The 26,369-nt window shown below is 66.4% G+C and carries 24 protein-coding genes; 12 read left to right on the forward strand and 12 right to left on the reverse strand.

Annotated elements, in window-relative coordinates; all coding sequences use genetic code 11:
- Positions 1-8: 8 nt before the first annotated feature.
- Together AB6806_RS22215 and AB6806_RS22220 are read right to left on the reverse strand one after the other, a co-directional pair.
- The gene (locus tag AB6806_RS22215) at positions 9-2,372 is read right to left on the reverse strand and encodes a xanthine dehydrogenase family protein molybdopterin-binding subunit (RefSeq protein ID WP_370955574.1); all 2,364 of its coding nucleotides are present in this window, start codon (positions 2,370-2,372) and stop codon (positions 9-11) included.
- 93 nt (positions 2,373-2,465) lie between these two features.
- Positions 2,466-2,966 (reverse strand): (2Fe-2S)-binding protein, encoded by a 501-nt coding sequence (locus AB6806_RS22220; RefSeq protein ID WP_370955575.1) that lies wholly within the window; start codon positions 2,964-2,966, stop codon positions 2,466-2,468.
- Positions 2,967-3,301: 335 nt separating this feature from the next.
- On the opposite strand from AB6806_RS22220, the gene AB6806_RS22225 reads away from it, so the two are divergent.
- Positions 3,302-4,636: a methyl-accepting chemotaxis protein gene (locus tag AB6806_RS22225; RefSeq protein ID WP_113255175.1), complete on the forward strand. Its 1,335-nt coding sequence runs from the start codon at positions 3,302-3,304 to the stop codon at positions 4,634-4,636.
- 18 nt (positions 4,637-4,654) lie between these two features.
- Here AB6806_RS22225 and AB6806_RS22230 read toward each other — a convergent pair whose 3' ends face one another.
- On the reverse strand, positions 4,655-5,107 hold the full coding sequence (locus AB6806_RS22230) for an SRPBCC family protein (RefSeq protein ID WP_038358522.1): 453 nt from the start codon (positions 5,105-5,107) through the stop codon (positions 4,655-4,657).
- A gap of 155 nt (positions 5,108-5,262) precedes the next feature.
- Between AB6806_RS22230 and AB6806_RS22235 the strand changes: the two genes are divergently transcribed.
- Positions 5,263-6,522, forward strand: coding sequence for an aconitase X (locus AB6806_RS22235; RefSeq protein WP_370955576.1), 1,260 nt, complete (start codon positions 5,263-5,265; stop codon positions 6,520-6,522).
- Entirely contained in the window at positions 6,513-6,950 is a 438-nt protein-coding gene (locus tag AB6806_RS22240; protein ID WP_142022508.1) for an aconitase X swivel domain-containing protein, read from the forward strand. Before AB6806_RS22235 ends, AB6806_RS22240 begins: the two co-directional genes overlap by 10 nt.
- A gap of 5 nt (positions 6,951-6,955) precedes the next feature.
- On the opposite strand, the gene AB6806_RS22245 is transcribed toward AB6806_RS22240, so the two are convergent.
- The gene (locus tag AB6806_RS22245; protein WP_051987458.1) at positions 6,956-7,486 is read right to left on the reverse strand and encodes a flavin reductase family protein; all 531 of its coding nucleotides are present in this window, start codon (positions 7,484-7,486) and stop codon (positions 6,956-6,958) included.
- Positions 7,487-8,094: 608 nt separating this feature from the next.
- On the opposite strand from AB6806_RS22245, the gene AB6806_RS22250 reads away from it, so the two are divergent.
- The 6 genes from AB6806_RS22250 to AB6806_RS22275 all read left to right on the forward strand — a co-directional run bounded on the left by AB6806_RS22250 (position 8,095) and on the right by AB6806_RS22275 (position 13,754).
- A complete protein-coding gene (locus AB6806_RS22250) occupies positions 8,095-9,018 on the forward strand; it encodes an ABC transporter permease subunit (protein WP_038358524.1) in 924 nt (307 codons plus the stop codon).
- Between the two features lie 13 nt (positions 9,019-9,031).
- Positions 9,032-10,420, forward strand: a complete 1,389-nt coding sequence (gene livM / locus AB6806_RS22255) for a high-affinity branched-chain amino acid ABC transporter permease LivM (protein WP_370955586.1) — start codon at positions 9,032-9,034, stop codon at positions 10,418-10,420.
- Positions 10,420-11,277, forward strand: a complete 858-nt coding sequence (locus tag AB6806_RS22260) for an ABC transporter ATP-binding protein (RefSeq protein ID WP_142022506.1) — start codon at positions 10,420-10,422, stop codon at positions 11,275-11,277. The genes livM and AB6806_RS22260 overlap by 1 nt, the downstream gene beginning before the upstream one ends.
- Before the next feature lie 2 nt (positions 11,278-11,279).
- Complete coding sequence (locus tag AB6806_RS22265) at positions 11,280-12,005, forward strand: ABC transporter ATP-binding protein (protein ID WP_038358534.1); 726 nt, start codon at positions 11,280-11,282, stop codon at positions 12,003-12,005.
- Between the two features lie 125 nt (positions 12,006-12,130).
- A complete protein-coding gene (locus tag AB6806_RS22270) occupies positions 12,131-12,505 on the forward strand; it encodes a DUF6867 family protein (protein WP_038358536.1) in 375 nt (124 codons plus the stop codon).
- 133 nt (positions 12,506-12,638) lie between these two features.
- Complete coding sequence (locus tag AB6806_RS22275) at positions 12,639-13,754, forward strand: branched-chain amino acid ABC transporter substrate-binding protein (RefSeq protein WP_038359919.1); 1,116 nt, start codon at positions 12,639-12,641, stop codon at positions 13,752-13,754.
- Positions 13,755-13,896: 142 nt separating this feature from the next.
- Here AB6806_RS22275 and AB6806_RS22280 read toward each other — a convergent pair whose 3' ends face one another.
- The 7 genes from AB6806_RS22280 to AB6806_RS22310 all read right to left on the reverse strand — a co-directional run bounded on the left by AB6806_RS22280 (position 13,897) and on the right by AB6806_RS22310 (position 19,978).
- Complete coding sequence (locus AB6806_RS22280) at positions 13,897-14,643, reverse strand: DUF1028 domain-containing protein (protein WP_370955577.1); 747 nt, start codon at positions 14,641-14,643, stop codon at positions 13,897-13,899.
- A gap of 136 nt (positions 14,644-14,779) precedes the next feature.
- Complete coding sequence (locus AB6806_RS22285) at positions 14,780-15,325, reverse strand: hypothetical protein (RefSeq protein ID WP_142022505.1); 546 nt, start codon at positions 15,323-15,325, stop codon at positions 14,780-14,782.
- Positions 15,326-15,407: 82 nt separating this feature from the next.
- On the reverse strand, positions 15,408-15,986 hold the full coding sequence (locus AB6806_RS22290) for an RBBP9/YdeN family alpha/beta hydrolase (protein WP_112764530.1): 579 nt from the start codon (positions 15,984-15,986) through the stop codon (positions 15,408-15,410).
- 39 nt (positions 15,987-16,025) lie between these two features.
- Positions 16,026-17,333 (reverse strand): adenylosuccinate lyase, encoded by a 1,308-nt coding sequence (gene purB, locus AB6806_RS22295; RefSeq protein WP_112764529.1) that lies wholly within the window; start codon positions 17,331-17,333, stop codon positions 16,026-16,028.
- Positions 17,334-17,475: 142 nt separating this feature from the next.
- Entirely contained in the window at positions 17,476-18,159 is a 684-nt protein-coding gene (rpe, locus tag AB6806_RS22300; RefSeq protein ID WP_142022504.1) for a ribulose-phosphate 3-epimerase, read from the reverse strand.
- Positions 18,160-18,259: 100 nt separating this feature from the next.
- Positions 18,260-18,943: a glutathione S-transferase family protein gene (locus AB6806_RS22305; protein WP_370955578.1), complete on the reverse strand. Its 684-nt coding sequence runs from the start codon at positions 18,941-18,943 to the stop codon at positions 18,260-18,262.
- 75 nt (positions 18,944-19,018) lie between these two features.
- Positions 19,019-19,978 carry a hypothetical protein gene (locus tag AB6806_RS22310; RefSeq protein WP_038358550.1) on the reverse strand — a complete coding sequence of 320 codons (960 nt, stop codon included), beginning with the start codon at positions 19,976-19,978 and terminating at the stop codon, positions 19,019-19,021.
- 277 nt (positions 19,979-20,255) lie between these two features.
- On the opposite strand from AB6806_RS22310, the gene AB6806_RS22315 reads away from it, so the two are divergent.
- From AB6806_RS22315 to AB6806_RS22325, 3 genes are all read left to right on the forward strand, one after another.
- Positions 20,256-21,506 carry an NAD(P)/FAD-dependent oxidoreductase gene (locus tag AB6806_RS22315; RefSeq protein WP_038358553.1) on the forward strand — a complete coding sequence of 417 codons (1,251 nt, stop codon included), beginning with the start codon at positions 20,256-20,258 and terminating at the stop codon, positions 21,504-21,506.
- Positions 21,507-21,700: 194 nt separating this feature from the next.
- On the forward strand, positions 21,701-22,840 hold the full coding sequence (locus AB6806_RS22320; protein WP_370955579.1) for a dipeptidase: 1,140 nt from the start codon (positions 21,701-21,703) through the stop codon (positions 22,838-22,840).
- Between the two features lie 180 nt (positions 22,841-23,020).
- Positions 23,021-23,848: an RNA methyltransferase gene (locus tag AB6806_RS22325; protein WP_038358554.1), complete on the forward strand. Its 828-nt coding sequence runs from the start codon at positions 23,021-23,023 to the stop codon at positions 23,846-23,848.
- A 179-nt stretch (positions 23,849-24,027) separates the two neighbouring features.
- Here AB6806_RS22325 and AB6806_RS22330 read toward each other — a convergent pair whose 3' ends face one another.
- The gene (locus AB6806_RS22330; RefSeq protein ID WP_370955580.1) at positions 24,028-26,328 is read right to left on the reverse strand and encodes a TonB-dependent hemoglobin/transferrin/lactoferrin family receptor; all 2,301 of its coding nucleotides are present in this window, start codon (positions 26,326-26,328) and stop codon (positions 24,028-24,030) included.
- Between the last annotated feature and the right edge of the window lie 41 nt (positions 26,329-26,369).

Raw genomic sequence — 26,369 nt, forward strand, 5'->3', positions numbered from 1 at the left:
CTTTCAGCTCACTCGGCCGCCATGCGGCTGATCGACTTCTGCGCCGCGCGCCACACCGACTGCGGCGTGGCGGGCATCGCGATGTCCTCATGTCCGAGCGCGTCGGTGATGGCGTTGATGACGGCGGGCGGAGAGGCGATGGCCCCGGCCTCACCGCAGCCCTTGATGCCGAGCGGGTTCGACGGGCATGGCGTCACCGTCATCCCGACATCGAAGGAGGGCAGATCGTCGGCGCGCGGCATGGTGTAGTCCATGAAGCTCGCGGTCACGAGCTGGCCGTCGGCATTGTAGCGCGCGCCTTCGAGCAGCGCCTGGCCCACACCCTGGGCGATGCCGCCATGGACCTGCCCCTCGACGATCATCGGGTTGATGATGTTGCCGAAATCGTCGACCGCCGCCCAGCGCTCGATCGTCGTCACGCCGGTCTGCGGATCGATCTCGACCTCGCAGATATGGACGCCAGCCGGGAAGGTGAAGTTGGTCGGGTCGTAGAACGCCCCCTCCTTCAGCCCCGGCTCCAGCTCCTGCCCGTTGAACTTGTGCGCGACATAGGCCTGCAGCGCGCAGGAGCCGAAATCGAGCTTGCGGTCGGTGCCCTTCACCGCGAAATGCCCGTCCGCGAAATCGATATCGGCCTCGTCGGCCTCCAGCACATGGGCGGCGACCTTCTTGCCCTTGGCGATCACCTTGTCGATCGCCTTGAAGATCGCGGACATGCCGACCGCGCCCGAGCGCGAGCCATAGGTGCCCATGCCCATCTGCACCTTGTCGGTGTCGCCATGGATGATCGAGACGTTGTCGATGGGGATACCGAGCCGGTCGCTGACAAGCTGGGCGAAGGTCGTCTCATGGCCCTGGCCGTGGCTGTGCGATCCCGTGAGCACCTCGACCGTGCCGACCGGATTGACCCGGACCTCGGCCGATTCCCACAAGCCGACGCCGGCGCCGAGCGAGCCGACCGCGGCCGAAGGCGCAATGCCGCAGGCCTCGATATAGGAGGAGAAGCCGATGCCGCGCAGCTTGCCGTTGCGGGCGGAGTCGCGCTTGCGCTTGCCGAGCCCCTTATAGTCGATCATCTCCAGCGCCTTCTTCAGCGAGGCGCCGTAATTGCCGGCATCGTACATCATGATGACCGGCGTCTGGTGCGGGAACTTCTTGATGTAGTTCTGCATCCGGAACTTGGCCGGATCCTTGCCCAGCTGGCGCGCCGTGATCTCGATCAGGCGCTCGACCACGAAGGTCGCCTCCGGCCGCCCGGCGCCGCGATAGGCATCGACCGGCGCGGTGTTGGTATAGACCGCGTCGACCTCGCAATAGATCGCCGGGATGTCGTACTGGCCCGACAGCAGCGGCGCATAGAGATAGGTCGGCACCGAGGAGGAGAAGGTCGAGAGATAGGCGCCCAAATTGGCGGTGGTGTGCACCTTCATGCCGAGGATCTTGCCCTCGTCATCGGTCGCCAGCTCGGCATGGGTGACGTGGTCGCGGCCATGAGCGTCGGAGAGGAAGGCCTCCGTGCGATCGGCGGTCCACTTCACCGGCCGCCCGACCTTCTTCGCCGCCCAGACGCAGACCGTCTCCTCGGCATAGATGAAGATCTTCGAGCCGAAGCCACCACCGACATCCGGCGCGATCACGCGCAGTTTGTTCTCCGGCGCGATGCCGATGAAGGCCGAGAGCACGAGCCGCGCCACATGCGGATTCTGGCTGGTGGTGTAGAGGGTGAAGATGCCCTCCCCGTCATCATAGTCGCCGACCGCCGCGCGCGGCTCCATCGCGTTCGGCACGAGGCGATTGTTGACGAGGTCGATCTTGGTGACGTGCTTGGCCGCCTTGAAGGCCTTCTCGGTCGCGTCCTTGTCGCCGAGATGCCAGTTGAACACGCTGTTATCGGGCGCCTCGTCATGGACCACGGTCTTGGCCCCGACGGCTTTGGCCGTATCGACCACGGCGGGCAGCTCCTGGTAGTCGACCGCGATCGCCTCGGCGGCATCCTTCGCCTGCGCCAGAGTCTCGGCCACCACCACGGCGACATGGTCGCCGACATAGCGGACCTTGCCCTGGGCCAGCGCCGGATGCGGCCCGGCGCGCATCGGCGAGCCGTCCTTGTTGTGGATCATCCAGCCGCAGATCAGGCCGCCGATCTTGTCGGTGGCGAGATCGGCGCCGGTGAAGATGCCGATGACGCCGGGCATGCCGGCCGCGGCCTTGGTGTCGATCGACTTGATCTTCGCATGGGCATGCGGCGAGCGCAGGAAATAGGCATGGGCCTGGCCCGGCCGGTTGATGTCGTCGGTATAGCGGCCCTGGCCGGTGATGAAGCGGTGGTCTTCCTTGCGGCGGACTGCGGCGCCGATTCCGGTGGCGGACATGGTGTTCCCTCCTCGCACGGCGCCTCTCGCGGGCGCCTCACTGCCTGGAACGCATGAAGGACGAAAAGCCCGCGCCTCGGCGCGAGCCGAGACTCACTCGGCGGCCTGACGCACCGGCGCCGCGCCCTTGCCCATCGCCTCCGCCCCGGCGGCGATCGCCTTGACGATGTTATGGTAGCCGGTGCAGCGGCAGATATTGCCGTCGAGATCCTCGCGGATCGTCTTCTCATCGAGGGTGTGGCCGCGACGGTTCACCATGTCGACGGCGGCCATGATCATGCCCGGCGTGCAGAAGCCGCATTGCAGGCCGTGATGCTCGCGGAAGGCCTCCTGCATCGGGTGCAGCGCGCCGTCATGGGCAAGGCCCTCGATCGTGGTCACGCTGGCGCCGTCGACCGCTACGGCGAGCGTGGTGCAGGATTTCACCGCCTTGCCGTCAAGATGCACGACGCAGGCGCCGCACTGGCTGGTGTCGCAGCCGACATGGGTGCCGGTCAGGCGCAGGTTTTCCCGGAGCAATTGCACCAGAAGAGTGCGCGGATCGACATTGGCGGAGACGGCCTTGCCGTTCACCGTCAGAGAAACAGTGGTCATGAGCATATCTCCTGTGACCCTCCCCCGGCGCACCTGTGAGCGATCACCTCGGTGAAGCCGGCTCCCCTCCCGGAGCGGCTTGCCTCATCAGGCAGCTTTTCCTTGGAATGGATCAAAACGGAGTGTGGACCCGCGTTTTTGCTGGGTCAAGCCGGAGGCGCTCAATCGAAAGAGGGAGTTTAAGGCTGTTTTCTGCCAAAATCAGCCGATTGGGGGCGCATGAGGCGCCGGTAGCCCTGCCACGCGCCATTGGCAAAATCTTAAGGCGTCTCGCGCAGGGTTGGTTTCGTCGTGCCGGATGACCGGCCCCCTGAGCGAGCCGCACCGTGCCGTTGATGATGGACCAAATTCAGCGACGGCTGAACGCGATCGGCTTCAACGACCCCCAACGCCGCCGGCTGCAGCTCTACCGGCCCATCGTCGACCGCATGATCGACGGTCTCGTGGCGGCCGATTTCGAGCGCGCCTTCGCCATCCACGCCACGCTTCGCGACCGCGTCGCCGCCGTTTCCGAGGCCCTCCACGCCGCCGAAGCGGAGCATTTCCGCCTGCTGTTCGCGGGCACGTTCGACGAAGCTTATATCGCTTCGATGAATCGGCTCTGCGAACTCGAGCGGCAGGCCGACGTCCGGACCCGGGCGCGCGCTTCCATCGCTTTCTCGCTGCTCCGGGAGCTCTGCCTGGAGAGCCGGCGCCGCTTTCTGCTCTCGCCACGGCAATTCGCCGAGGATCTCTTCGTCATCGAGCGTGTCCTGACCTACGACGTCAACACGGCGATGACGATCAATCAGGAGAGCGAAGCCGAGGAAGCCCGCCGCCGGAGCATCGCGCTCGACGAGACGGCGGCAACGCTCAAGAGCCGCATCGGCCGCCTCGACGACACGATCAGCGGCGCGGTCGAGCAGTTCGTCTCGACCGCCTCCGAGACCGGGCGCGCCACCGCCTTCATCAAGGATACGGTCGGCAAGGTGGCGCGGGCCTCGGTCTCCGTCCGGGAGAAGTCGTTCCAGACCGCCGCCGCGACGGAGGAGATGTCGGCCAACCTCGCCGATATCGGCCAGCGCGCCCTGAAGAACCTGACGATCACCAACCAGGCCGTGCTCGACACCGCGCAGATGAATGACGCCGTCGAGCGCCTGCGCGAGGTGACGGGCAGCATCGGCAAGGTCGTCGGCATGATCGCCGACATCGCCGCCCAGACGAATCTGCTGGCGCTCAACGCCACCATCGAGGCCGCGCGTGCCGGCGAGGCGGGGCGCGGCTTCTCCGTGGTCGCCTCCGAGGTCAAGTCGCTGGCGACGCAGACCGCCAGCGCCACACAGGACATCGCCGGTCAGATCGCGGAACTGGCGGCGAGCGCCGAGGCCTGCAGCACGCACGCCGCCGCCATCGCGGCGACGGTCGATGCCATCCGCCACGATTCGGAGGCGATCTCCGAGGCCGTTTCCCTGCAGAGCACGGTGACCGCCAGCATCGCGCGCGATGCTTCGATGGTCGCACAGAGTTCGGACGAGGCGATCGCCAGCGCCACCGCCGTCAATGACAGCCTCGACATGACGCACCGGACCCTGGAGCGCGCCAACGCCGCGGCGGCCGACATCGCGCTGCAGGTCGGCTCGGCGGAAGCCACGGTCAGCAAGGCGCTGGAAGCGCTGCGCAAGGCGTCCTGAGGGCCGCGATCGGCCGCCTCAGCCCTCGCTCACCGCCTTGGCGAAATTGGCGAAGAACTCGTCGGCGAGCTTCTTCGACACCGAATCGATCAGGCGCGAGCCGAGCTGCATCAGCTTGCCGCCGACCTGCGCCTCGACCTCGTAGCGCAGCAGCGTCTGTCCGGCCTCGGCATCGGAGAGCATGACCTTGGCGCCACCCTTGGCGAAGCCGGCAATGCCGCCCTCGCCTTCCCCCTGGATGCGGTAGCCGTTGGGCGGGTCGAGATCGGTGAGCTCGACCTTGCCCTTGAAGGTCGCCTTCACCGGGCCGAGCTTGACCTTCACCACCGCCGACATATGCGTATCGTCGTCCTTGGTGAGTTGATCGCAGCCGGGGATGCAGGCCTTCAGCACATCGGCATCGTTGAGCTTCGCCCAGACGACCTCCTTGCTGGCCGGCAAGGTCGCCTCGCCGCTCATCGTCATCGCCATGGCGCGTCTCCGTATTGCTTCGGCCGGGTGCAGCGGTTGCGGCTGGCCCGGCTCGCAGGGTATCCAGTCCCCTATCCATGGTCGAAAATCCCTTGCCTGCACAAGGGCCAGATCGGCGGCCATCGTCCGGTCGCTCTTTCCGCTGAAGAGGTTCGATGGTCGAGCTCTCCGCCGATGAACGCGCCGTCGCCGCCGGAGAGCGCGGCGAAGGTGCCGCGATGGCGCTGCGCATCGTGGCCGAGGCCGCCCGCCTCATGGGCGCGCCCAGGCTCATCCCCATCGCATCCGCCCATATCGACGGCGCGCTCTACCATGGCGATTCCGGCACGCTCTTCGCCGAGCGGCTGGTGGAGGGCGGCGCGCGGGTCGCGGTGCGGGCGAGCCTGAATGTCGGCGCGCTGACGCCAGCGGGCTGCGCCGCCGTCCGCCTGCCCCCGCATGAGCATGAGATGGCGCGGCGGATGATGCGCGCCTACGAGGCCATGGGCTGCGAGCCGAGCTGGACCTGCGCGCCCTATCAGGCCGGACACCGCCTCGTCGCCGGCACGGACGTCGCCTGGGGCGAATCCAATGCCGTCGTCTTCTGCAATTCGGTGCTCGGCGCGCGCACCAACCGCTACGGCGACTTCCTCGACATCGCCTGCGCCATCAGCGGGCGCGCGCCGGATTACGGCCTGCACCGGCGGCAGAACCGCCTGGCATCGCTGCTGATCGACACGACCGGGCTGTCGCCGGAATTACGCCGTTCCGACGTGTTCTATCCGGTGCTCGGCACGATCCTCGGTCGCCGCGCCGGCAGCGCCGTCGCCGTCCTCGATGGCCTGCAGGACTGCACCACCGAGGACCGGCTGAAGGCGCTGGGCGCAGCGGCTGCATCGGCCGGCGGCGTCGGTCTCTTCCATGTCGCCGGCGTGACGCCGGAGGCACCGGACGTCGCGGCGGCGCTGGGCGGCGAGCCGCCACGGGAGCGGATCGTGCTGGCGCCGGGCGATGTCGCCGTTGCGCTCGCCGGTCTCTCGACCGCCGGCGGGACCGGCCGCATCGACGCGGTCGCCATCGGCTCGCCCCATCTCTCGCCGGCCGAGGTCGACGAGCTCGAACGGCTGCTCGCCGGCCGGCGGCTCAGGCTCCCGCTCTATGCCAATACCGGCCGCCACGTGCTGGCACCGCTCGAACGCTCCGGCCGGCGCAAGGCACTGGAGCAGGCCGGCATTGTCTTCGTCGTCGATACCTGCGTCGTCGTCACCCCGATCCTGCCAGAACTCGACGGCGCGGTGCTGATGACCAATTCCGGCAAGTTCGCCCATTACGCGCCCGGCAACACCGGCTACGCCGTGATCTACGGCTCGCTCAGCGAATGCGTCGAGAGTGCCGTCGCCGGCCGTCTCGTCAGGGAGCCGCGGCAATGGAGCTGACCGCCGAGCCGCTCATCCCCGGCGCGCCGACAAGCGGCCTCTGCCTCGCCCTTACGGCGCCTATCAGCTTCTGGGGTGGCGTCGATCCGCGCAGCGGCACCATCATCGATGCGCGTCATCCCGAGTGCGGCCGCAACATCGCCGGCACGGTGCTGGCCCTGCCCGGCACCATCGGCTCGTCTTCCGCTTCCGCCGTGCTGCTGGAGCTCGTCCATGCCGGCAAGGCGCCGGCCGCCCTGCTGATGGATGAGCCCGACGCCATCCTGCTGCTCGGCCTGATCGTCGCCCGCGAGATGGGCTGGCCGACGCCGCCCGCCTTCCGCCTCTCCGCGGAAGAACAGAAGGCCCTCTCCGGCCGCAGAATCATGCTGTCGGCAGCTGGGCGGCTCGCATTCGCCGCTGCCGATGGTGAAACGTCCGGCGGGTAGCCGACTCAGACCGCCTCGAAGCGGCGGCGACGATAGATCAGGCTGCCGCCCAGATCGTTCTCCGGCGCCCGGCCGCCGAGCCCGACCACCTCCCCGATCAGGACACGGTGGCTGGCGATGTCATGCACGGAGACGAGCCGGCAATCGAAGGCCGCGAGCGCATCGAGCAGGGCCGGAGCGCCGGTGACGAGCTCGGTCCAGCGATCGGCCGCGAACCGCTCCTCGCCCTGGAGGCCGCGCCGGCTGGCGAAGATCTCGGCGGTCTCGACGCCGTGCGCCGGCAGCGTGTTGATGCAGAAGATGCCGCTCGCCTCGATCGCGGCCAGCGTGCGGCTGGAGCGCTCGATGCAGACGAGGACGGTCGGCGGCGTGTCCGAAACCGAGGCGACGGCGGTCGCCGTCATGCCGAGCCGGCCCGCCGGCCCCCGCGCGGTCACCACATGCACGGCGCTGGCGACCTGCGCCATCGCATCGCGATAAGCCTGTCCCGTGAGTGGTTCCGCCAGCGGCGGGAGAGGTTGGATGGTCTTTGTCATCAGCTCTGCGGCTCATGCTGCGACTGGCGCGCAACCCTGCCCATGTAGCCGCTCGCAGCGGCGATTGCCAGACGAGCCCGGCTCGCGCGGCCCGTCGCGCCACCGCAGGGAGAGCCGCTCTTCCGAGAGGCACTGCCGGAGCCCACCATGGCTCCGCCACAGCCCCGCACCCGAGTCGGCGCCCACCTCGACGCTCTCCTGCCCTCGACGGCCAGGATGGGCCGGGGATCCGTCCCAGCATCATACCTTCGCATGAAGGGAGGAGCCACAATCACGCTTGCGTCAGATGGATTCGCGTCCGGTCGTCGTCCCGGCGCCAGACCCGTGAAGCGACCCCGGGCGGCGAAAATCGCAGTCCCCGGCTCATCGCACGCCAAAATCCACGCGCCCAGCGCACAATCATCATGCGTGAAATGCGCGCGGCGCCGCAGAGAGTTCTGCACATTCTCGAGGCAATTCGCGCGAGATTGCTTTTGACAGAAATACGGCCCGGAGTGATTGTCGTCAGCGCAAGCCGTTGGTAGCTCTGCGCGGCAATCGCATCCCGCATGCGCCAGCGACATGCTGACGACAAGAACGGGAGCTGGTTCGAGGGGTCGGCGTCTTCAATGGAAGTATTTCTGCAGCAGCTCATCAATGGGCTGACATTGGGATCGATCTACGGTCTCATCGCCATCGGCTACACGATGGTTTTCGGCATCATCGGCATGGTGAACTTCGCCCACGGCGACATCTTCATGCTGTCCGCCTTCATCGCGCTGATCTTCTTCATGCTCGTGACGGCGGTCCTCGGCACCAGCGCCGGGATGGTGCTTCTGGCGCTGGTCATCGTGCTGGGCCTGGCAATGTTCTTCACCTCGCTGTGGAACTGGACGATCGAGCGGGTGGCCTACCGGCCGCTGCGCGGCTCCTTCCGGCTCGCGCCGCTGATCTCGGCGATCGGCATGTCGATCTTCCTGTCGAATTTCGTGCAGGTGGCGCAGGGCCCGCGCAACAAGTCGATCCCGCCGATCCTGAACAAGTCGATCACGCTGATCGACAGCGCGACCTACTCGGTCCAGATCTCCTACAAGCAGATCGTCATCATCGTGACGACGGCGGTGCTGCTGCTGGCCTTCTGGTACATCGTCCAGAAGACGCCGCTCGGCCGCGCCCAGCGCGCCTGCGAGCAGGACCGCAAGATGGCCGCCCTGCTCGGCATCGACGTCGACCGCACCATCTCGATCACCTTCATCATGGGCGCGGCGCTCGCAGCCGTCGCCGGCGTGATGTACCTCGTGCTCTATGGCGTGGTGAATTTCGCCGACGGCTTCACGCCCGGCGTCAAGGCCTTCACGGCCGCGGTGCTCGGCGGCATCGGCTCGCTGCCCGGCGCCGTCCTCGGCGGCCTGCTGATCGGCCTGATCGAGGTGATGTGGTCGGCCTATTTCACCATCGACTACAAGGACGTCGCCGCTTTCTGCATCCTTGCCATCGTGCTGGTGTTCATGCCCTCCGGCATCCTCGGCCGGCCGGAAGTCGAGAAGGTCTGACGCCATGGCGACGATCCAGACCAAGACCGGCCAGGCCGCCGCACCGGCCCGGGGCCGCGATATCAAGGCCGCGCTGAAGGAGGCCGGCTTCGCCGCCCTCGTCACCTTCGGCCTGTGCATTCCCATCATCGCCTGGGGCACGCGCCAGAACATGGACAACGTGCTGGTCCTCGACCAGCGCTGGGAGGCTGTCGCCTGGGCCGTCGCCATCGTCTTCATCGGCCGCTTCCTGGTGGCGCTGCGCCAGCAGAGCCGGGTCCCCGGCAAGCCGGCGGTGCGCCTCCTGCCGCATGGCACGATCGCCTTCTTCCAGCGCCATTCGCGCCTGTTCTCGCTCTTCGGCCTCGGTTTCCTCGTCGCTTTCCCGGCGATCGCAATCGGCCTCACCGGCTGGGGCGGCTCGCTGAAATGGATCGACAATTTCGGCGTCCAGATCCTGATCTACGTCATGCTCGGCTGGGGGCTGAACATCGTCGTCGGCCTCGCCGGCCTGCTCGATCTCGGCTACGTCGCCTTCTACGCCGTCGGCGCCTATTCCTACGCGCTGCTCGCCAAGAATTTCGGCCTGTCCTTCTGGATCCTGCTGCCGCTCGCCGGCTTCCTCGCCGCCTTCTGGGGCATGCTGCTCGGCTTCCCCGTGCTGCGCCTGCGCGGCGACTATCTCGCCATCGTGACGCTGGCCTTCGGCGAGATCATCCGCCTCGTCCTGGTGAACTGGACGAGCTTCTCGAACGGCTATGCCGGCATCTCCGGCATCCCGCGCCCCAGCTTCTTCGGCATCCCCTTCACAGCGAATGATGACGGCTTCGCCGCGGTGTTCGGACTCGAATTCTCACCATTGTACCGAACGATCTTCCTCTACTATCTGATCCTGTGCCTGGCCTTGCTGACGGCCTTCGTGACGCTGCGATTGCGCCGCTTACCGGTCGGGCGCGCCTGGGAAGCGCTGCGCGAGGACGAGATCGCCTGCCGCTCGCTCGGCATCAACACCACCAACACCAAGCTCACCGCCTTTTCCATCGGTGCCATGTTCGGCGGCTTCGCCGGCTCCTTCTTCGCCGCGCGCCAGGGCTTCATCTCGCCTGAATCCTTCACCTTCATGGAATCGGCGGTGATCCTCGCCATCGTCGTGCTCGGCGGCATGGGCTCGCTCTGGGGCTGCGCCATCGCGGCGATCGCGATGATCGGCGGCACCGAGCTGCTGCGCGAGCTGGAATGGATGAAGGCGATCTTCGGCGCCGATTTCGACCCGACCAAATACCGCATGCTGATCTTCGGTTTCGCCATGGTCGTCATCATGATCTGGAAGCCGCGCGGCCTGATCTCGGTGCGCGAGCCCACCGCCTTCCTGAAGGAGAAGAAGACGATCTCCTCCGACCTCGTGCAGGAGGGTCACGGCTGATGGCCAGCGCTCCCGCAGCCCACGGCCGCCCTCTCCTCGAGGTCGAGCACGTCACCATGCGCTTCGGCGGCCTGACCGCCGTCAACGACCTCTCCTTCGAGGCGCGCAAGGGCGAGATCACCGCCCTGATCGGCCCCAACGGCGCCGGCAAGACCACGGTGTTCAACTGCATCACCGGCTTCTACAAGCCGACGCAGGGCATGATCACCCTGACCCAGGACGATGGCGCGAGCTTTCTGCTGGAGCGGATGCCGGACTTCCGCATCTCCTGGAGGGCAAAGGTCGCCCGCACCTTCCAGAACATCCGCCTCTTCGGCGGCATGACGGTTCTGGAGAACCTGCTCGTCGCCCAGCACAACCCGCTGATGATCGCATCGGGCTTCACCTTCCTCGGCGTGCTCGGCATCGGCGGCTACAAGGCGCGCGAGAAGGAGGCGATCGAGAAGGCCAAGTTCTGGCTCGACAAGATCAACCTGACCGCACGCGCCGACGATCCCGCCGCCGACCTGCCCTATGGCGATCAGCGCCGGCTCGAGATCGCGCGGGCCATGTGCACCGACCCCGTCCTGCTCTGCCTCGACGAGCCGGCCGCCGGCCTGAACCCGCGCGAGAGCCACGATCTCAACACGCTGCTGCAATCGATCCGCAGCGAACTCGGCACCGCCCTGCTGCTGATCGAGCACGACATGTCGGTGGTCATGGAAATCTCGGACCACGTCGTCGTGCTCGACTACGGCACCAAGATCGCCGACGGCACGCCGGCCGAGGTGCAGGCCGACCCGAAGGTCATCGCCGCCTATCTCGGCGTGGATGACGAGGAGATCGAAGAGGTCGGAGCGGAGGTCGGCATCTCGTGACTATGACCCAGCCTCTCCTCGCCGCCCGCGGCGTCAAGACCTATTACGGCAAGATCATCGCGTTGAAGGGCATCGACATCGACGTCAATGCCGGCGAGATCGTCACGATGATCGGCGCCAACGGCGCCGGCAAATCGACGCTGATGATGACGATCTTCGGCAATCCGCAGGCCCGCGAAGGCACGATCACCTATGAGGGCCGCGACATCACCCGGCTGCCGAGCCACGAGATCGCACGCCTGGGCATCGCGCAATCCCCCGAGGGAAGACGCATCTTCCCGCGCATGACGGTGTTCGAAAACCTGCAGATGGGCGCGGCCGTCCGCAATTTCGAGCATTTCGACGAGGATCTCGAGAAGATCTGCGTGCTCTTCCCGCGCATCAAGGAGCGGCTGCAGCAGCGCGGCGGCACCCTGTCGGGCGGCGAGCAGCAGATGGTCGCCATCGCGCGCGCCCTGATGGCCCGGCCGAAGCTGTTGCTGCTGGACGAGCCCTCGCTCGGCCTGGCACCGCTGATCGTCAAGCAGATCTTCGAGGCGATCCGCGAGCTCAACAGGACGCAAGGCCTGACCGTCTTCCTGGTCGAGCAGAACGCCTTCCATGCCCTGAAGCTCGCCCATCGCGGCTATGTCATGGTCAACGGCGTCATCACCATGAGCGGCACGGGCAAGGAACTGCTGGCCAACCCGCAGGTCCGCGCCGCCTATCTCGAAGGCGGACGGCACTGATCGCGGCAGCGGAAACCGAATGGTCTCTGCTGCAACTTTTTGATGAGAGACGGCTCCTTGCCCGCCATGCCATCGCTAGGGTGATGTCGGCGGTTCTGGAAGCCCGGTGAAGCCTGGAGCATCTGATGCAAGGCATCGTCTACGAAGAACCGACGATCTGGCTCTTCCTGTTGGTCACGGTGGTAATGGGCGGCTGGCTCGCCTGGATGTCGGGCCGCGCCATCGCGCTGACCTGGCGGCCGAACTGGCAGCTCGTCGTCTACATGTTGGTCTTGGGCCTGTTCGTGCGCTTCATCCATTTCGCACTGTTCGAGGCGACGCTGCTGACGATCCATTACTATCTGGTCGACGTAGTGGTGCTGCTCGTCTTCGGCTTCGCGGGCTGGCGCTACAACCGCGCCAAGCAGATGACGCGGCAATATCATTGGCTGTTCGAGCGCGCTGGCCCCTTCGGCTGGAAGCCCCGCCCGGGCGCCGTGATCAAGCCGGAATTGACCTGAAAGTTTGACGAGCTTGTCGCGTGACAGGCTGCTCGAAACGCGCAAGACTGCGGTTTGGAGCGGCAAAACGCGCCGAGACGGGCCTAAGGAGATTGGCCCGTTTGAACGGATCCTTAGAGGGGAGTTGCATCTCATGAAGAAACTGCTGTTGGGCGGCATCGCGCTCGGCGCGGTCCTCGCCTTCTCGGGCGTGGCCAATGCTCAGATCAAGCTCGGCGTCGGCGGCCCGATCACCGGTCCGAACGCCGCTTTCGGCGCTCAGCTCAAGAACGGCGCCGAGCAGGCGGTCGAGGATATCAACGCCGCCGGCGGCGTCCTCGGCCAGAAGATCACCGTCAGCACCGGTGATGACGTCTCCGATCCGAAGCAGGGCGTCTCCGTCGCGAACAAGTTCGTCGGCGACGGCGTCAAGTGGGTGGTCGGGCACTTCAACTCCGGCGTCACCATGCCGGCCTCGGAAGTCTATGCCGAGAACGGCATCCTGATGATCTCGCCTTCGGCCACCAATCCGAAGATCACCGAGCGCGGCCTCTGGAACACCTTCCGGACCTGCGGCCGGGACGACCAGCAGGGCGCTGTCGCTTCGGCCTATCTGCTGAAGAACTTCAAGGACAAGAAGATCGCCATCGTCCACGACAAGACGACCTACGGCCAGGGCCTCGCCGACGAGACCAAGAAGGGGCTCAACGCCGGCGGCGTCAAGGAAGTGCTCTACGAAGGCGTCAACGCCGGCGAGAAGGACTTCTCGGCCCTCGTCTCGAAGATCAAGGCGGCCGGCGCCGACTATCTCTACTGGGGCGGCCTGCACACCGAAGGCGGCCTGATCGTGCGCCAGATGCGCGACCAGGGCCTGAAGACCGTGCTCGTCTCGGGTGACGGCATCACCACCGACGAGTTCGCCACGATCGGCGGCCCCGGCGTCGAAGGCACGCTGATGACCTTCCCGCCGGACCCGCAGAAGCGCCCGGAGGCGGCCGCCGTCATCAAGAAGTTCGAAGCCAAGAACTTCAAGCCGGAAGCCTACACGCTCTACAGCTACGCCGCGGTCCAGATCATGGCCGAGGGCGCCAAGCGCGCCAACTCGGTCGATCCGAAGAAGATCGCCGACGCGCTGCATGGCGGCCAGCCGGTCAAGACCGTGATCGGCGACATCGGCTTCGACAAGAAGGGCGACATCACCCGTCCGGACTACACCGTCTACACCTGGAAGAAGGGTGCCGACGGCAAGATCACCTATGTCGAGAACTGATCTCGACGGCTGATCGCAACCCTCGCGGAAAAGAGCCCGCCCCGGACCTTCCGGGGCGGGCTTTTTCTATGGGGCGGGAGGCTCGGCGCAGCGGAGGTTTTATCGGGCGGACAGCGGAATATCCTGCAAATGGGACCGGCGGCTACTCGGGATGCCCAGCGTTCCACGCCTCGGCATATTCGGCGCATTTGCGATAGACGGCATCTCGATCCGTAAAGCCCGCCGGATGCGAGCGGGACGGCAGGGCAGTCTGAAAGGGCACATAGCCCTGATGGGCCAGCCGCCAAAGCCGCCGGAGCTCGTTCAGGGGCTCGGGATGGTCGTCGACACGCAGATCGAAGCTCGGAAACGGGGCTTCGGTCCAGATGCGAATGGCGCAGGACTGACGGCCCCGGCTGTCGCCGCCCGCTCGCTCGCCAGCCTCCATGGCCACGATCAGGCGCTCGTCGAAATCGAGCGTGGGCGCGGCCATATAGGCCTTGAGCGTTTCCTCGACGACTTGCGGTCCTGCCAACATGTTTCCCGCGACGGAAACCTGCGGACCGCAAACGCTGCCGCTCCATGCGATGCATGCCGGGCCGGTATAAGCCGCCACATCGCCCGCGCGATCGATCACATGCAGCTGCCTGTGATCGCGCCCTTCGTCCGACGCCGACAGAGCCGAGACGATGTCGCGTGCAGAGCAACCTTCCTGAAGCATCCTCAGCCCGTCGACGCCGAAGAATGGATTTGCGAAGGCCTGCGTCGCGATGGCGCCGGTCCGGCCTGCTCCGTAGGGGACGATCGCCCCAACCGCCAGCGCCTTCGACGCGCACAAGACGCCAAACGCCCCGGTTCGCGCGTCCTGCGCAACGATGGACCACGTCATGCGCCGCTCCTTGTTCTTCAAGGAGTGGCCATAGCCAGCTTCTCGCGGTTCTCAAAGCACCGTCGGAAACCGGGCGGTGGCGACCGACGACAAAAAAAGGCCCGGTCTCCACGCGGAGACCGGGCCTTTCATGCATCCATGGAATCAGCAAACCCGGTCAGCCCGCCCGCTTGGTGACGACCGTCAGGACACCGTCATTGTTCAGCTGGGCGATGAGCACGTCGCTGGACTTGAACCCTTTCGCCTCGACCGCCGACTTCACCATCGGAGCGTTTTCGATCGCCTTCTGGAGCTGCTGCTGCTCATCGGCCGTACGCTTGCCGACCAGATCGTTCACCTGCGATTTGGTGGCGTCGGACAATTCGTTGATCTCGACCACGTTGATCGATCTGATCCCCGGTTTCGAGGATTGATCCTGCGTCGAGGAAGCCGGCGGCTGGGCCGGCTTTTGCGCCGGAGCTGGCGCCTGGGCCTGAGCAGCTCCCGCCAGCAGAATTGCGGCGGCCGCGGTCGCGATCATGTTCATGCGCATGGAGTTTTCCTTCCACCTGTTGCGAATGAACGTCGAATTTGACAGCCCAAATGGGGTCGTAGCCTGAAGTCGAGCCGGCCATTTCGTGATCATCTTGTGGCGAGGGCCGGGCTCGATCCGCCGCAGCACTGACCTGCAGCGAAACGAAAACCGTCCCGTCGCAGCAATCATACGGAGGCATCTCCCGAGTGCCGGCGCATGGTCGAGGCAACGCACCGTTGATCGTCGAGAAAGCCCGCAGCCGGGCAATTCCTCAATGATTCATTCTCTGCGGAACCGCGCCCAAGCTCTTGAGAAAACCCGCGAAACGCAACAGTCCGTCTGGCCAGGGCCCGTGCCCGGACTCGCTGTTGAGATGGCCGCTGTCGCCGGCATCGACGAATTCGGAGCCCCAGGCCTCGGCGAGCGCCTTCGCCTCCTCCGGCGTGCAATAGGGATCGGTCGCGCTGGCGATCAGTACCGAGGGAAAGGGCAGCTTCTCGCGCCGATGCGGGATGAAATCCTCCCCCATGCCCGGGACCGCGCGCTTGGCCCGCTCGGAGGCCGGCGCCACCAGAAAGGCCCCGGCGACCTCGCCATGCTTGAGATGCTCGGCCGCATGCGCGACCGCGCTGACGCCGGCCGAATGCGCGACCAGCACGACCGGCCGCGTCGCCCCCCGCACGGCCGCGACGATCCGGTCGGACCAGCCGTCGCGCGTGGGCTTGTACCAGTCCTCCTGCTCGACGCGCCTGGCCGTCGGCAGGCGCGTCTCCCAGCGGGTCTGCCAATGGTCGGAGCCCGAGCCCGACCAGCCGGGGATGATGAGGATATCGACGTCGGAAGATTTCATGAGGCCTAGATAGCCCTGCCGTTGCCGAAGTCCAGACCGTCAGGCCTGCCCGAACACCCGCCGGAAGATCGTGTCGACATGCTTGAAGTGATAGCCCTCGTCGAACATCGCCTTGAGCTCGGAGGCCGAGAGCTTTTCCGCCACATCCTTGTCGGCGAGCAGGTTGGTCAGGAAGTCCTCGCCATGCTCCCAGGTGCGCATCGCGTTGCGCTGGACCATGGCATAGGAATCCTCGCGGCTCGCCCCGGCCTGGGTCAGCGCCAGCAGCACGCGCTGTGAATTGTGCAGGCCGCCGAGCTTGTCGAGGTTCTTGCGCATGTTCTGCGGATAGATCAGCAGCTTGTCGACGACGCCGGTGAGGCGCGCCAGCGCGAAATCGAGCGTCACCGTCGCATCGGGCCCGATCATGCGCTCGACAGAGGAATGCGAGATGTCGCGCTCGTGCCAGAGCGCGACGTTCTCCAGCGCCGGCGTGACCATGCCGCGCACGAGCCGGGCAAGGCCGGTCAGGTTCTCGGTCAGCACCGGATTGCGCTTGTGCGGCATCGCCGAGGAGCCCTTCTGGCCCGGCGAGAAATACTCCTCCGCCTCGTAGACTTCGGTGCGCTGCAGATGGCGGATCTCCGTGGCCAGCCGCTCGATGCAGGAGGCGACGACGCCGAGCGTCGCGAAATACATCGCATGCCGGTCGCGCGGGATCACCTGCGTCGAGACCGGCTCGACCGTCAGCCCCATCTTCTGCGCGACATAGGCTTCGACCTGCGGATTGATGTTCGCGAAGGTGCCGACCGCACCGGAGATGGCGCAGGTCGCGATCTCCGCCCGCGCCGCCACGAGCCGCGCCCGGCAGCGATCGAATTCGGCATAGGCCTGGGCGAGCTTGAGCCCGAAGGTCACCGGCTCGGCATGGATGCCGTGCGAGCGGCCGATCGTCGGGGTGAGCTTGTGCTCGAAGGCCCGGCGCCTGATCGCAGCGAGCAGCGCGTCGACATCGGCGATCAGGAGATCGGTCGCCCGCGCGAGCTGGACCGAGAGCGTGGTGTCGAGGATGTCCGAGGAGGTCATGCCCTGGTGGACGAAGCGCGCCTCCGGCCCGACGATCTCGGCCAGATGCGTCAGGAAGGCGATGACGTCGTGCTTGGTGACGCGCTCGATCTCGTCGATGCGGGCGACGTCGAATTCGACGTCCTTCGCCTTGGCCCAGATCGTCGCGGCGGCCTCCTTCGGCACGACACCGAGCTCGGCGAGCTTGTCGGTGGCGTGCGCCTCGATCTCGAACCAGATGCGGAACCGGGTCTGCGGCTCCCAGATGGCGACCATCTCGGGGCGGGAATAGCGCGGGATCATCGCAAGCCTTTCACGTTCAAACCGCCGTCATTCCGGACAAGCCGCGAAGCGGCGCAGATCCGGAATCCATCATAGGGCAAAACGCTCTACGATGGCTTCCGGGTCTGCGCTTCGCTCCGCCCGGATGACGGAAACCTCTCAACTAAACCCAATCGCCGCGCGCGGCCTCGGCCGCCTTGCGGATCGCTTCAATATTGCCGGCATAGGCCGAAGGCCCGCCCTTGAACACGGCCGAGCCCGCGACCAGCGTATCGGCGCCGGCCTTGACGACCAGCGGCGCGGTCTCGGGCGTCACCCCGCCATCGATCTCCAGTGTGATCGGCCGGTCGCCGATCAGCGCCTTCACCTGCGCGACCTTCTCGACGACGGAATGGATGAAGCTCTGCCCGCCGAAGCCCGGATTGACGGTCATCAGCAGGATGAGATCGACATCCTGGATCAATGCCTCGACGGCGCTCGCCGGCGTGCCGGGGTTGAGCACGATGCCGGCCTGCTTGCCCTGCGCCTTGATCGCCTGCAGCGTGCGGTGCGGATGCGGCCCTGCCTCGACATGGAAGGAGATCAGATCGGCGCCGGCCTTGGCGAAGGCTTCGACATAGGGGTCGACGGGCGCGATCATGAGGTGCACGTCGAAGAACTTCTTGGTGTGCGGGCGGATCGCCTTCAGCACGTCGGGGCCGAAGGTGATGTTGGGCACGAAATGCCCATCCATCACATCGCAATGGATCCAGTCGGCACCGGCCGCATCGATCGCGCGCACCTCCTCGCCCAGCTTGGCGAAATCGGCCGAGAGGATGGAAGGGGCAATGCGGATCGGGCGGGTCATGGCGGGCGGTTTAACGCATCATGCGGAAAAGTGGGAACCGGTTTTCCGCAAAAATGATGCGGCAAGCCAAAAAACTTGCCCCGCTACGGCCCCGCTGCAATCAGGCGAAGCGCGATTTCACCGGAAAGGACAGCCGCCTGTCCGCTTCCGCGATCTCGGCAGCGACCTGCACGAAGGCCGGCCGCTGCCGCAGCCGCGCGAACCAGGCGGAAAGACCGGGATAGCCGTCGAGCGGCGGCCCGCCGAGCCGAAGCGAAAACAGCACGCTCATGAACAGCGCGATATCGGCGGTCGAGAGCCTGCCGCCGAAGAAATCCCGCCCTGCCAGCTTCTGCTCCAGTACCTCGTAATGCCGCGCCAGCGCCTCCTCCGCGATCAGCGCGTCGGCCTCCTGCACGATGCGGCGGTCGCGGTCGGGTGATGGCGGCCCGGTGCGATGCATCAGCGGCTTCAGCGCCTGCAGCATGATCTCGTCGGCATAGAGCTCATCGAGCCGGCAGCGCGCCCGCTCCACCGGCGTGGCTGGCATCAAGGAAGGCTCGGGATAGGCCTCGTCGAGATATTCGAGGATGACGGTGGAATCGTAGAGCACGAGCCCGCAATCGCTGAGCACCGGCACCTGGCCCTTCGGATTGAGCGCCAGAACCTCCGGATGCTTCGGATCATAGCCCGTCGTCTGGTTGAACGGCACCATGACGCGCTCGAAGGTGAGGCCCTTCTCCCTCAAGGCGATCTCGACCTTGCGGGCGAACAGGCTCAGCGGCCCGGAATACAATGTGATCATGGCGCGAACTCCTGCGATGGCGAAAACCTCGCAAGGCGGCGCGTCAGCGCCCGTCAGCAGCCCGACTGAGAGCCTCTAAGCCTCCTGGCGCCGAATCCGGGCGGCCAGCCCGCGCAGCAGCCAGGGCAGCAGATAGATCGGGAACTGCGCCAGCGCGAAGAACAGGAAGGTCGTCGGCGAGACGCCCGCCCCCAGCGCGGCGACGATGAGGCCCATGTTTCGCTGGCCGCTGCCATAGCCGATCATGAAGCGCTCCGAGCCCGGCAGCAGTCGCAGCACCAACCAGGAACTGATGAGCCCCGCGGCCGAGACGGCGAAGACGCAGGCCAGCACGAACAGCACGAGCCTGGGATTGGCGATCGCGGCATGGGTGACGCCATCCATCGCGGCGATGGCGAAGATGAAATACATCAGCACGCCGAAGCCATCGAGATTGGCCTTCATCGCCTTGATCCTGGCGAAGCCGAGCCACCAGCGCAGCAGCGAGGCGACCGCCATGCCGCCGCCGATGAAGATCAGCAGACGCAGCGCCAGCACCCAGCGGTCGAGCGGCACGGCGGCACCGGCCAGCAATTCGACGAGGAAGGGGGCGATGATCGGGCTCGCGATCGTCGCCGCGATCACGCTCGCGATGATGAGAGACGGCTCGAAACCGTAGAGGATCGCGACCGCCGGCGAGGACATGATCGGCGGCGCCGCGCCCATGATGGCGAGCCCCAGCACGATGCCCGGATCGAGGCTTTCCCGCCCGACCAGCAGCAGCGCCCCGCCGATCAGCAGCACCGGCCCGGCGATCAGCCACAGGCAGGCGGCGGCGAGTTTCGCCGGGCGCCTGAGCAGCTTCGCCGTGACGGCAAGGTCGAGGCGCAGGAAAACGACCGTGGTGAAGCAGAAGATCGTGATCGGCAGCACCGGCCGCGCCGCCGCAGAGAATTGCGGCAAGGCCAGGCCGAGAAAGATCGAGAGCGCGAAACCTTGCGTGCCGTAACGCCCGAGCCAGGCGAGCCCGGCGGCGGGAAGGGTTGCTGGATTCATCGGCACCGCGCTGGAATCATTCGCAAATCGTGCCGCACAGTGGCCGAACGGCGCCGCGGCGTCATCCGCTAATCCTGCAGGCACCCCTTGCGTCGGCATGAAATTGCAAGGACATCGCCAAAATGGCCGGTGAAACGATGGAATTGCGGAAGTTGGCGCAGAAATTGCGAAAGATCAGCCGATATGCCGCAAAAATTCGCCACGCCGCTGACAAGCCGGCGCAAAGCAGTATTTTGCTCGGCAAAGAGCTGGAAACAGGGGTTGGCGGGAGCAGGCCATGCGTGTGGATACGATCGTTCTCGGCGCGGGCATCGTCGGTATTTCGGTGGCGCTCCACCAGCAAAAGGCGGGCCGCTCCACGCTGTTGATCGACCGGCGCGCGCCGGGCGAGGAGACGAGCTACGGCAATGCCGGCCTGATCCAGCGCGAAGGCGTCTACCCTTACGGCTTCCCGCATGATTTCGGCGCGCTCTTCCGCTACGCGATGAACAACACCATCGACGCATCCTATCATTGGAGCGCGATCCCGAAGCTCGCCCCCTTCCTGTTCTCCTACTGGATGCATTCGCGCGCCTCGCAGCACGAGGCCATCGCCCATCAATACGCGAAGCTGATCGAGCATTGCGTCACCGAGCACGACGCCCTCGCCCAGGAAGCCGGCGCCACCGGCCTGTTGCGCCGCGACGGCTGGATGAAGGTGTTTCGCACCGAGAAGGAGCGTGACACCCGCCTTGCCGAGGCCGCCCGCTGGAACCGCGAATTCGGCCTGAACTACCGCGCCCTCGACAGGGCGACGCTCAAGGCCGAAGAGCCGCATCTCGACCATGACAGCCTGATCGGCGGCCTGCACTGGACCGACCCGACCACCGTCGTCGATCCGCTCGGGCTGTCGAAGGCCTATGTCGCGCTGTTCGAGAAGCTCGGCGGCAAGCTCGCCATCGGCGACGCCACGACCCTGGCGCAGAACGGCGCCGAATGGAGCGTCACCCTCGCCGACGGCACCAAGGCCATCGCCAAGGATGTCGTCGTCGCGCTCGGCCCCTGGGCCGACGTCCTGACCAACCAGCTCGGCTATCGCCTGCCGCTCGCCGTCAAGCGCGGCTACCACATGCACTACAAGCCGCTGGGCAATGCCGTGCTCAACCACCCCGTCCTCGACACCGAGCGCGGCTATTTCCTGGCTCCGATGCTGCAGGGCATCCGCCTGACCACCGGCGCCGAATTCGCCGACCGCGACGCCCCCAAGACGCCGGTGCAGCTCGCCCGCGCCGAGCCGATCGCCAAGACGCTGTTCCCGCTGGGCGAGCGCCTCGATGCCGAGCCCTGGCTCGGGCGCCGGCCTTGCACGCCCGACATGATGCCGATCATCGGCCCGGCCCCGAAGCACAAGAACCTGTGGTTCTCCTTCGGCCACGCCCATCACGGGCTGACGCTGGCCGCCGTCACCGGCCGCATGATGGCGGAGATGGTGACGGGGCAGAAGGTGTTCGTCGATCCGTCGCCCTTCGCGCCGTCGCGGTTCGTCTGACCGGCGTCATTCTCGGGGCCGCACTTGCCGGACCCGAGAAGCTCTTCGCGGAAAAGGCCCCCTCTCCTGCTCGAGATGCTCGGGTCGGACCCCGAGCATGACGCCTTGCGGATGACTGCCCTGCGCCCTGCCCTCTCGCCTGCCGCGAGCCGGCCTGCCACGATGGCGCTTCCGATTCCCTCCGAGACCCCGCCATGGCCCTCGCGAAACCGCCCGTCCAGGACAATGCCTACACTGCCGCGCTCGCCCTGCTCGACCGCGTGCCGCTGATCGACGGGCACAACGATCTGCCCTATGTCATCCGCAAGGACCGCAACGCCAAGGGCGATGTCGCGGCCTATGGGCTCGATAAGGTCCATCCGCAAGTCGACACCGATATCCCGCGCATGCAGGCGGGCAAGCTCGCCGGCCAGTTCTTCGCAGCCTATGTCCCGCCGAACCAGCCCAACCCCGCCGGTTTCGCGCTCGCCCAGATCGCGCTGATGCGCAGTATCCTCAAGCAGCACGACGATGTCTTCCGGCCCGGCCTCTCGGCCGATGATGTCGAGGCGGCGAAGGCGGAGGGGCGCATCGCGTTGTTCATGACGATCGAGAACGGTTCCGCGCTCGAGAACGAGCTCGACGCGCTCGACGCCTATTACGATCTCGGCGTGCGCCTGATGACGCTCTGCCACAACGACACGACCGACTGGTGCGACTCGGCCACCGACGCCCCGCGGCATGACGGCCTCTCCTCCTTCGGCATGCGGGTCGTCCGGCGGATGAACCGGCTGGGCATGGTCGTCGACCTCGCCCATGTCGCCCCGAAGGCGATGCATGACGTTCTCGACGTCACGCGCGCGCCCGTGTTCTGGTCGCACTCCAATGCCTTCTCGCTTTGCGACCATCCGCGCAACGTGCCCGACGATGTGCTCGACCGGGTCGCCGGCAATGGCGGCGTCGTCATGGCGACCTTCGTGCCGGATTTCATCAGCCAGGCCTCGCGCGACTGGCACCGCCCGGCGAAGGACCAGTACGGCAAGACCCCTGACACGATGGACTACGCCAAGGTCGAGGCCGAGATCGTCGCCAAAGCCGGACCGCGCCCGCAGGCGACGGTCTCCCAATATTGCGACCATCTCGACTACCTGGCCAAGCGCATCGGCCACGACCATGTCGGCATCGGTTCGGATTTCTTCGGCTGGGTCAATCCGGACGGGCTGGAGGACACCTCGACCTTCCCGAACGTGATCGCCGAGCTGATCCGCCGCGGCTGGACCGAGGAGAATCTGGCCAAGCTCGCCGGCGGCAACACGCTGCGGGTGTTGCGCGCGGTCGAGGCTGAGGCCGACTGAGATTGCCGCTCTTCACGTCATGGTCGGGCTTGTCCCGACCATCCACGTCTTCCTTGACCCAAGGTCCTGTGCAGGACGTGGATGCTCGCCACAAGGGCGAGCATGACGTATGAGCTTGCCGTCGCGCCCGCCGATCCTGGCCGTGACGTGAGCCTCACGAAGACAAGATCTCATTCTCCCATGACCGGTTCCGGCACCGACCGCACCCGCCCCGCCCACCAGGCGCCCGCCCCCGTCGTCATCCTGGTCGAGCCGCAGCTCGCCGAGAACATCGGCATGTGCGCGCGGGCCATGGCGAATTTCGGCCTCTCCGAAATGCGCCTTGTCGCGCCGCGCGACGGCTGGCCGACCGGCGGCGGGCTGAAGAAGGGCGCGACCGCCGCCGCCTCCGGCGCCACCCATATCCTCGAGAACGCCCGCCTCTATGCAAGCGCGGCGGAAGCGGTCGCCGATCTCAACCATGTGCTCGCCACCACCGCCCGCGAGCGCGGCCAGATGAAGCGCGTGCTGACCCCCGCCGAGGCGATGCCGGAGATCGCCGGGCGTGTCGGCGGCGGCGAGCGCGTCGGCATCCTGTTCGGGCGCGAGCGTATCGGCCTGACCAATGAGGAGATCAGCTTCGCCGACGCGATCCTGACCTTCCCGGTCAACCCGGCCTTCGCCTCGCTCAACCTCGCCCAGGCCGTGCTGCTCACCGGCTATGAATGGTTCAAGACCACCGGCGGCGAACCGCCCTTCCGCGAGAACAACCCCTCCCCGCCGGCCAAGCGGGAGACGATCCTCTCGATGTTCGACTATCTCGAAGGCGAGCTCGACATCAGCGGTTTCTTTCCGCCCGGCAAGAAGCCGGTCATGACCGCCAATCTGCGCGACATCCTCCACCGCCTCGACATGACCGAGCAGGAGGCGCGGACGCTGCGCGGCGTCTTCAAGTCGCTGGTCGAGGGGCCAAAGAAAGCGCGGTTGCTGGCCCGGCAGGCGAGCGAGCCGGAGCAGTCCGAAAGCTGACGAGCGCCGTCATGCTCAGGCTTGACCCGAGCATCTCCGAGCGGAAACGGCGCCTCTTTCGGGAAAAGATTCTCGGATCTGCGCTTCGCTCCGTCCGAGAATGACGCCTCCTGAACGAAAAAGGCCAGCCCCGAAGGGCCGGCCTCTCCTGCTGGTCGGGGGGTCTCGAAACGTCCCGGTCAGAATTGATACTTCATCGTCGCCTTCACGGTGCGGCCCGGCTCGCTGTAGTAATCGCGCGCCTGGGGCCGCGAGAGCGGGACGTTGACCGCATCCCAGTATTTGCGATCGAAGATGTTGTAGACGCCGATCTGGAATTCAAGATCCGCGATCTCGGGCGCCGGGCGCCACCAGGCCGAGGCGTTGAACAGCGCATAGCCCGGTGCCTTGAAGCCGGTGGTCGGCGGCGTCGTCGCGGTCGTCGAGACGTCGTCGCGCTTGCCCGCCATCTTGGCCGAGACCTCGGCGCCCCAGCGATCGGTGCCATAGGCGACGGCGACGATGCCCTGCACCGGCGGGATCGAGTTCAGGAAGCTGTCGTCGTCCTTGTTCTGGCCGCGGGTATAGGCGAAGGAGCCGCGCACCAGCCAGTTCGGCGCGAAGGCGTATTGCCCGTTGATCTCGACGCCCTGGATCTCGGCGCGGTTGATGTTCCGGTAGCCCTGGATGCCGCCCTGCTGATAGAGGCCACCGACGCCCGCCGCCTGAATCTGGTAGGTATCGATGAAGTTGCGGTAGTTGGTGTGGAAATAGGTGATCGAGCCGCCGAGCTGCTTGTCGCCGAAGCGCATGCCGACATCGATGCCGTTGCCGATTTCAGGGCGCAGATTCGGGTTGCCGGTGCGCAGATAGGTGGCGGGCCCGCCGAAGCGGCCATAGAGTTCGTCCGCCGTCGGCGCACGGAAGGTCTTGGCCCATTGCGCGAAGACGGTGACGTCCTTCACCCAGGGCGCGTTCTTCAGGATGTCGTATTCGAGCCGGATGCGCGGCGACCAGCCGGAATCGCTGGAGGACGGCGGCAGACTCGTCGGCCGCGAGCCGCCCGCAAAGTAGGCCGGGGTGTTCTGCGGCGCTTCCTCATACCAGTCGAAGCGGACGCCGGGCGTGATGCGCAGGCGGTTGTCGATGAGGCCGATCTCGTCATGCGCGTAGAGGCCGACGAGCTTTCCGTCGACCTTCGGCTGGTCGGCCTGATTGGTGTGGAGGTTGTTGCAGGTGGTCAGCGCCCCTGTGAAGACACCCGAGGCCGGCCTGGCAGGGCAGTTGTCGACGCCGGCCGAGTATTGCTCGAGCGAGGACATCCGCAATTCCGTGCCGAGCATCAGGCGATGCGACGCCATGCCGGTCTGGAAGTTCTTCAGCAGATAGCCGTTGAAGCCGTAGGAATTCTCTTCGTTCTGGTTGTTGCGAGCATAGGGCCCGATGATGCTGGTGTAGCGCCAGGCGTTTGTGATGTCGTTGCGCTTCAGCCGCTGCCAGTAGAGCGTCGCATGCGCTTCGTCGATAAAGGCTCCCGGCAGCTTGTAGTCGTAGCTCAGCGAAACGCGGTTGCGCTCGACATCCTCGCCCGATTCATAGGAGCCGGGGCGGAAGTTGCCGGTAAGCGAAACGGTGTTGTTGCGAATCTGGGTACGGTCGGCGCGCTTGAAGAATTCGCCGGTGAGGCCGAAGCGGTGCTCGCCGACTTCCTGATAGATCTTGCCGAGGAAGCTGTACTGGTTGAAGTCGCCCGGATTGGGCGCGGTGCGCGTCGCGCCGATCGTCTTGACGTTGCCCTTGTTGTCGATCTCGTGGCCGTCGCGGAAGCCGCCCTGCAGCAGGACGGAGGTGTTCCCCATCCGCGCCGCCGCCGCGGCGCTGCCGAACCAGGCCCGGTCGGTGCTGTCATAGCCGGTCTTGGCGAGCGCGCCATAGGAGCGGCCATTGCGCAGCAGATCCTCCGGGTCGAGCGTGCGCACCGCCAGCGCGCCGCCGAGCGCGCCGCTGCCGAGCGTGCTCGCCCCGCTGCCGCCGCGCAGCAGGTCCAGCGTCGAAAGCGAGTCGAAATCGAAGGCGTTCTGGGCGCCGCGATTGATGCGCGTGTCGATCAGGAAGGGCTGGCGGATGCCGTCGATCGTCGTCAGCACGCGCGCCCCGTCGAGGCCGCGGATGTTGAGCGAGTTGTTCTGGCGGTTGAAGGTGATGCCGGCCTCGACGCGGTTCGCCAGGTCGGTAAGGTTCTGGACCTGCTCGCGATCGAGCTCCTGGCGCGTCACGCGGGTCGTCGTCGGCCCGTTGAGCAGCGCCCCGCCGGGCACGCCCTCGCCCTGCACATTGATCTGGTCCAGCACTACGGGCGCATCGCCGGCATTCGGCTGCGTATTCGCGGCCACCTGCTGCTGACGACGTTGTTGTTGCGCCTCTGCCGACGAGGCCGCCAGCGCCAGCACCAAGGTTCCAAGGGCCACGCCCCCGCGCAGCTTGCCGAAATACACGCCCATCGCCCAGTCCCATCCTGCCTGGCCCGTCCCGGCCGTCATTG

It is taken from the genome of Allobosea sp. RCC_152_1 (assembly GCF_041360765.1).
In the GTDB taxonomy this organism is placed as follows: domain Bacteria; phylum Pseudomonadota; class Alphaproteobacteria; order Rhizobiales; family Beijerinckiaceae; genus Allobosea; species Allobosea spartocytisi.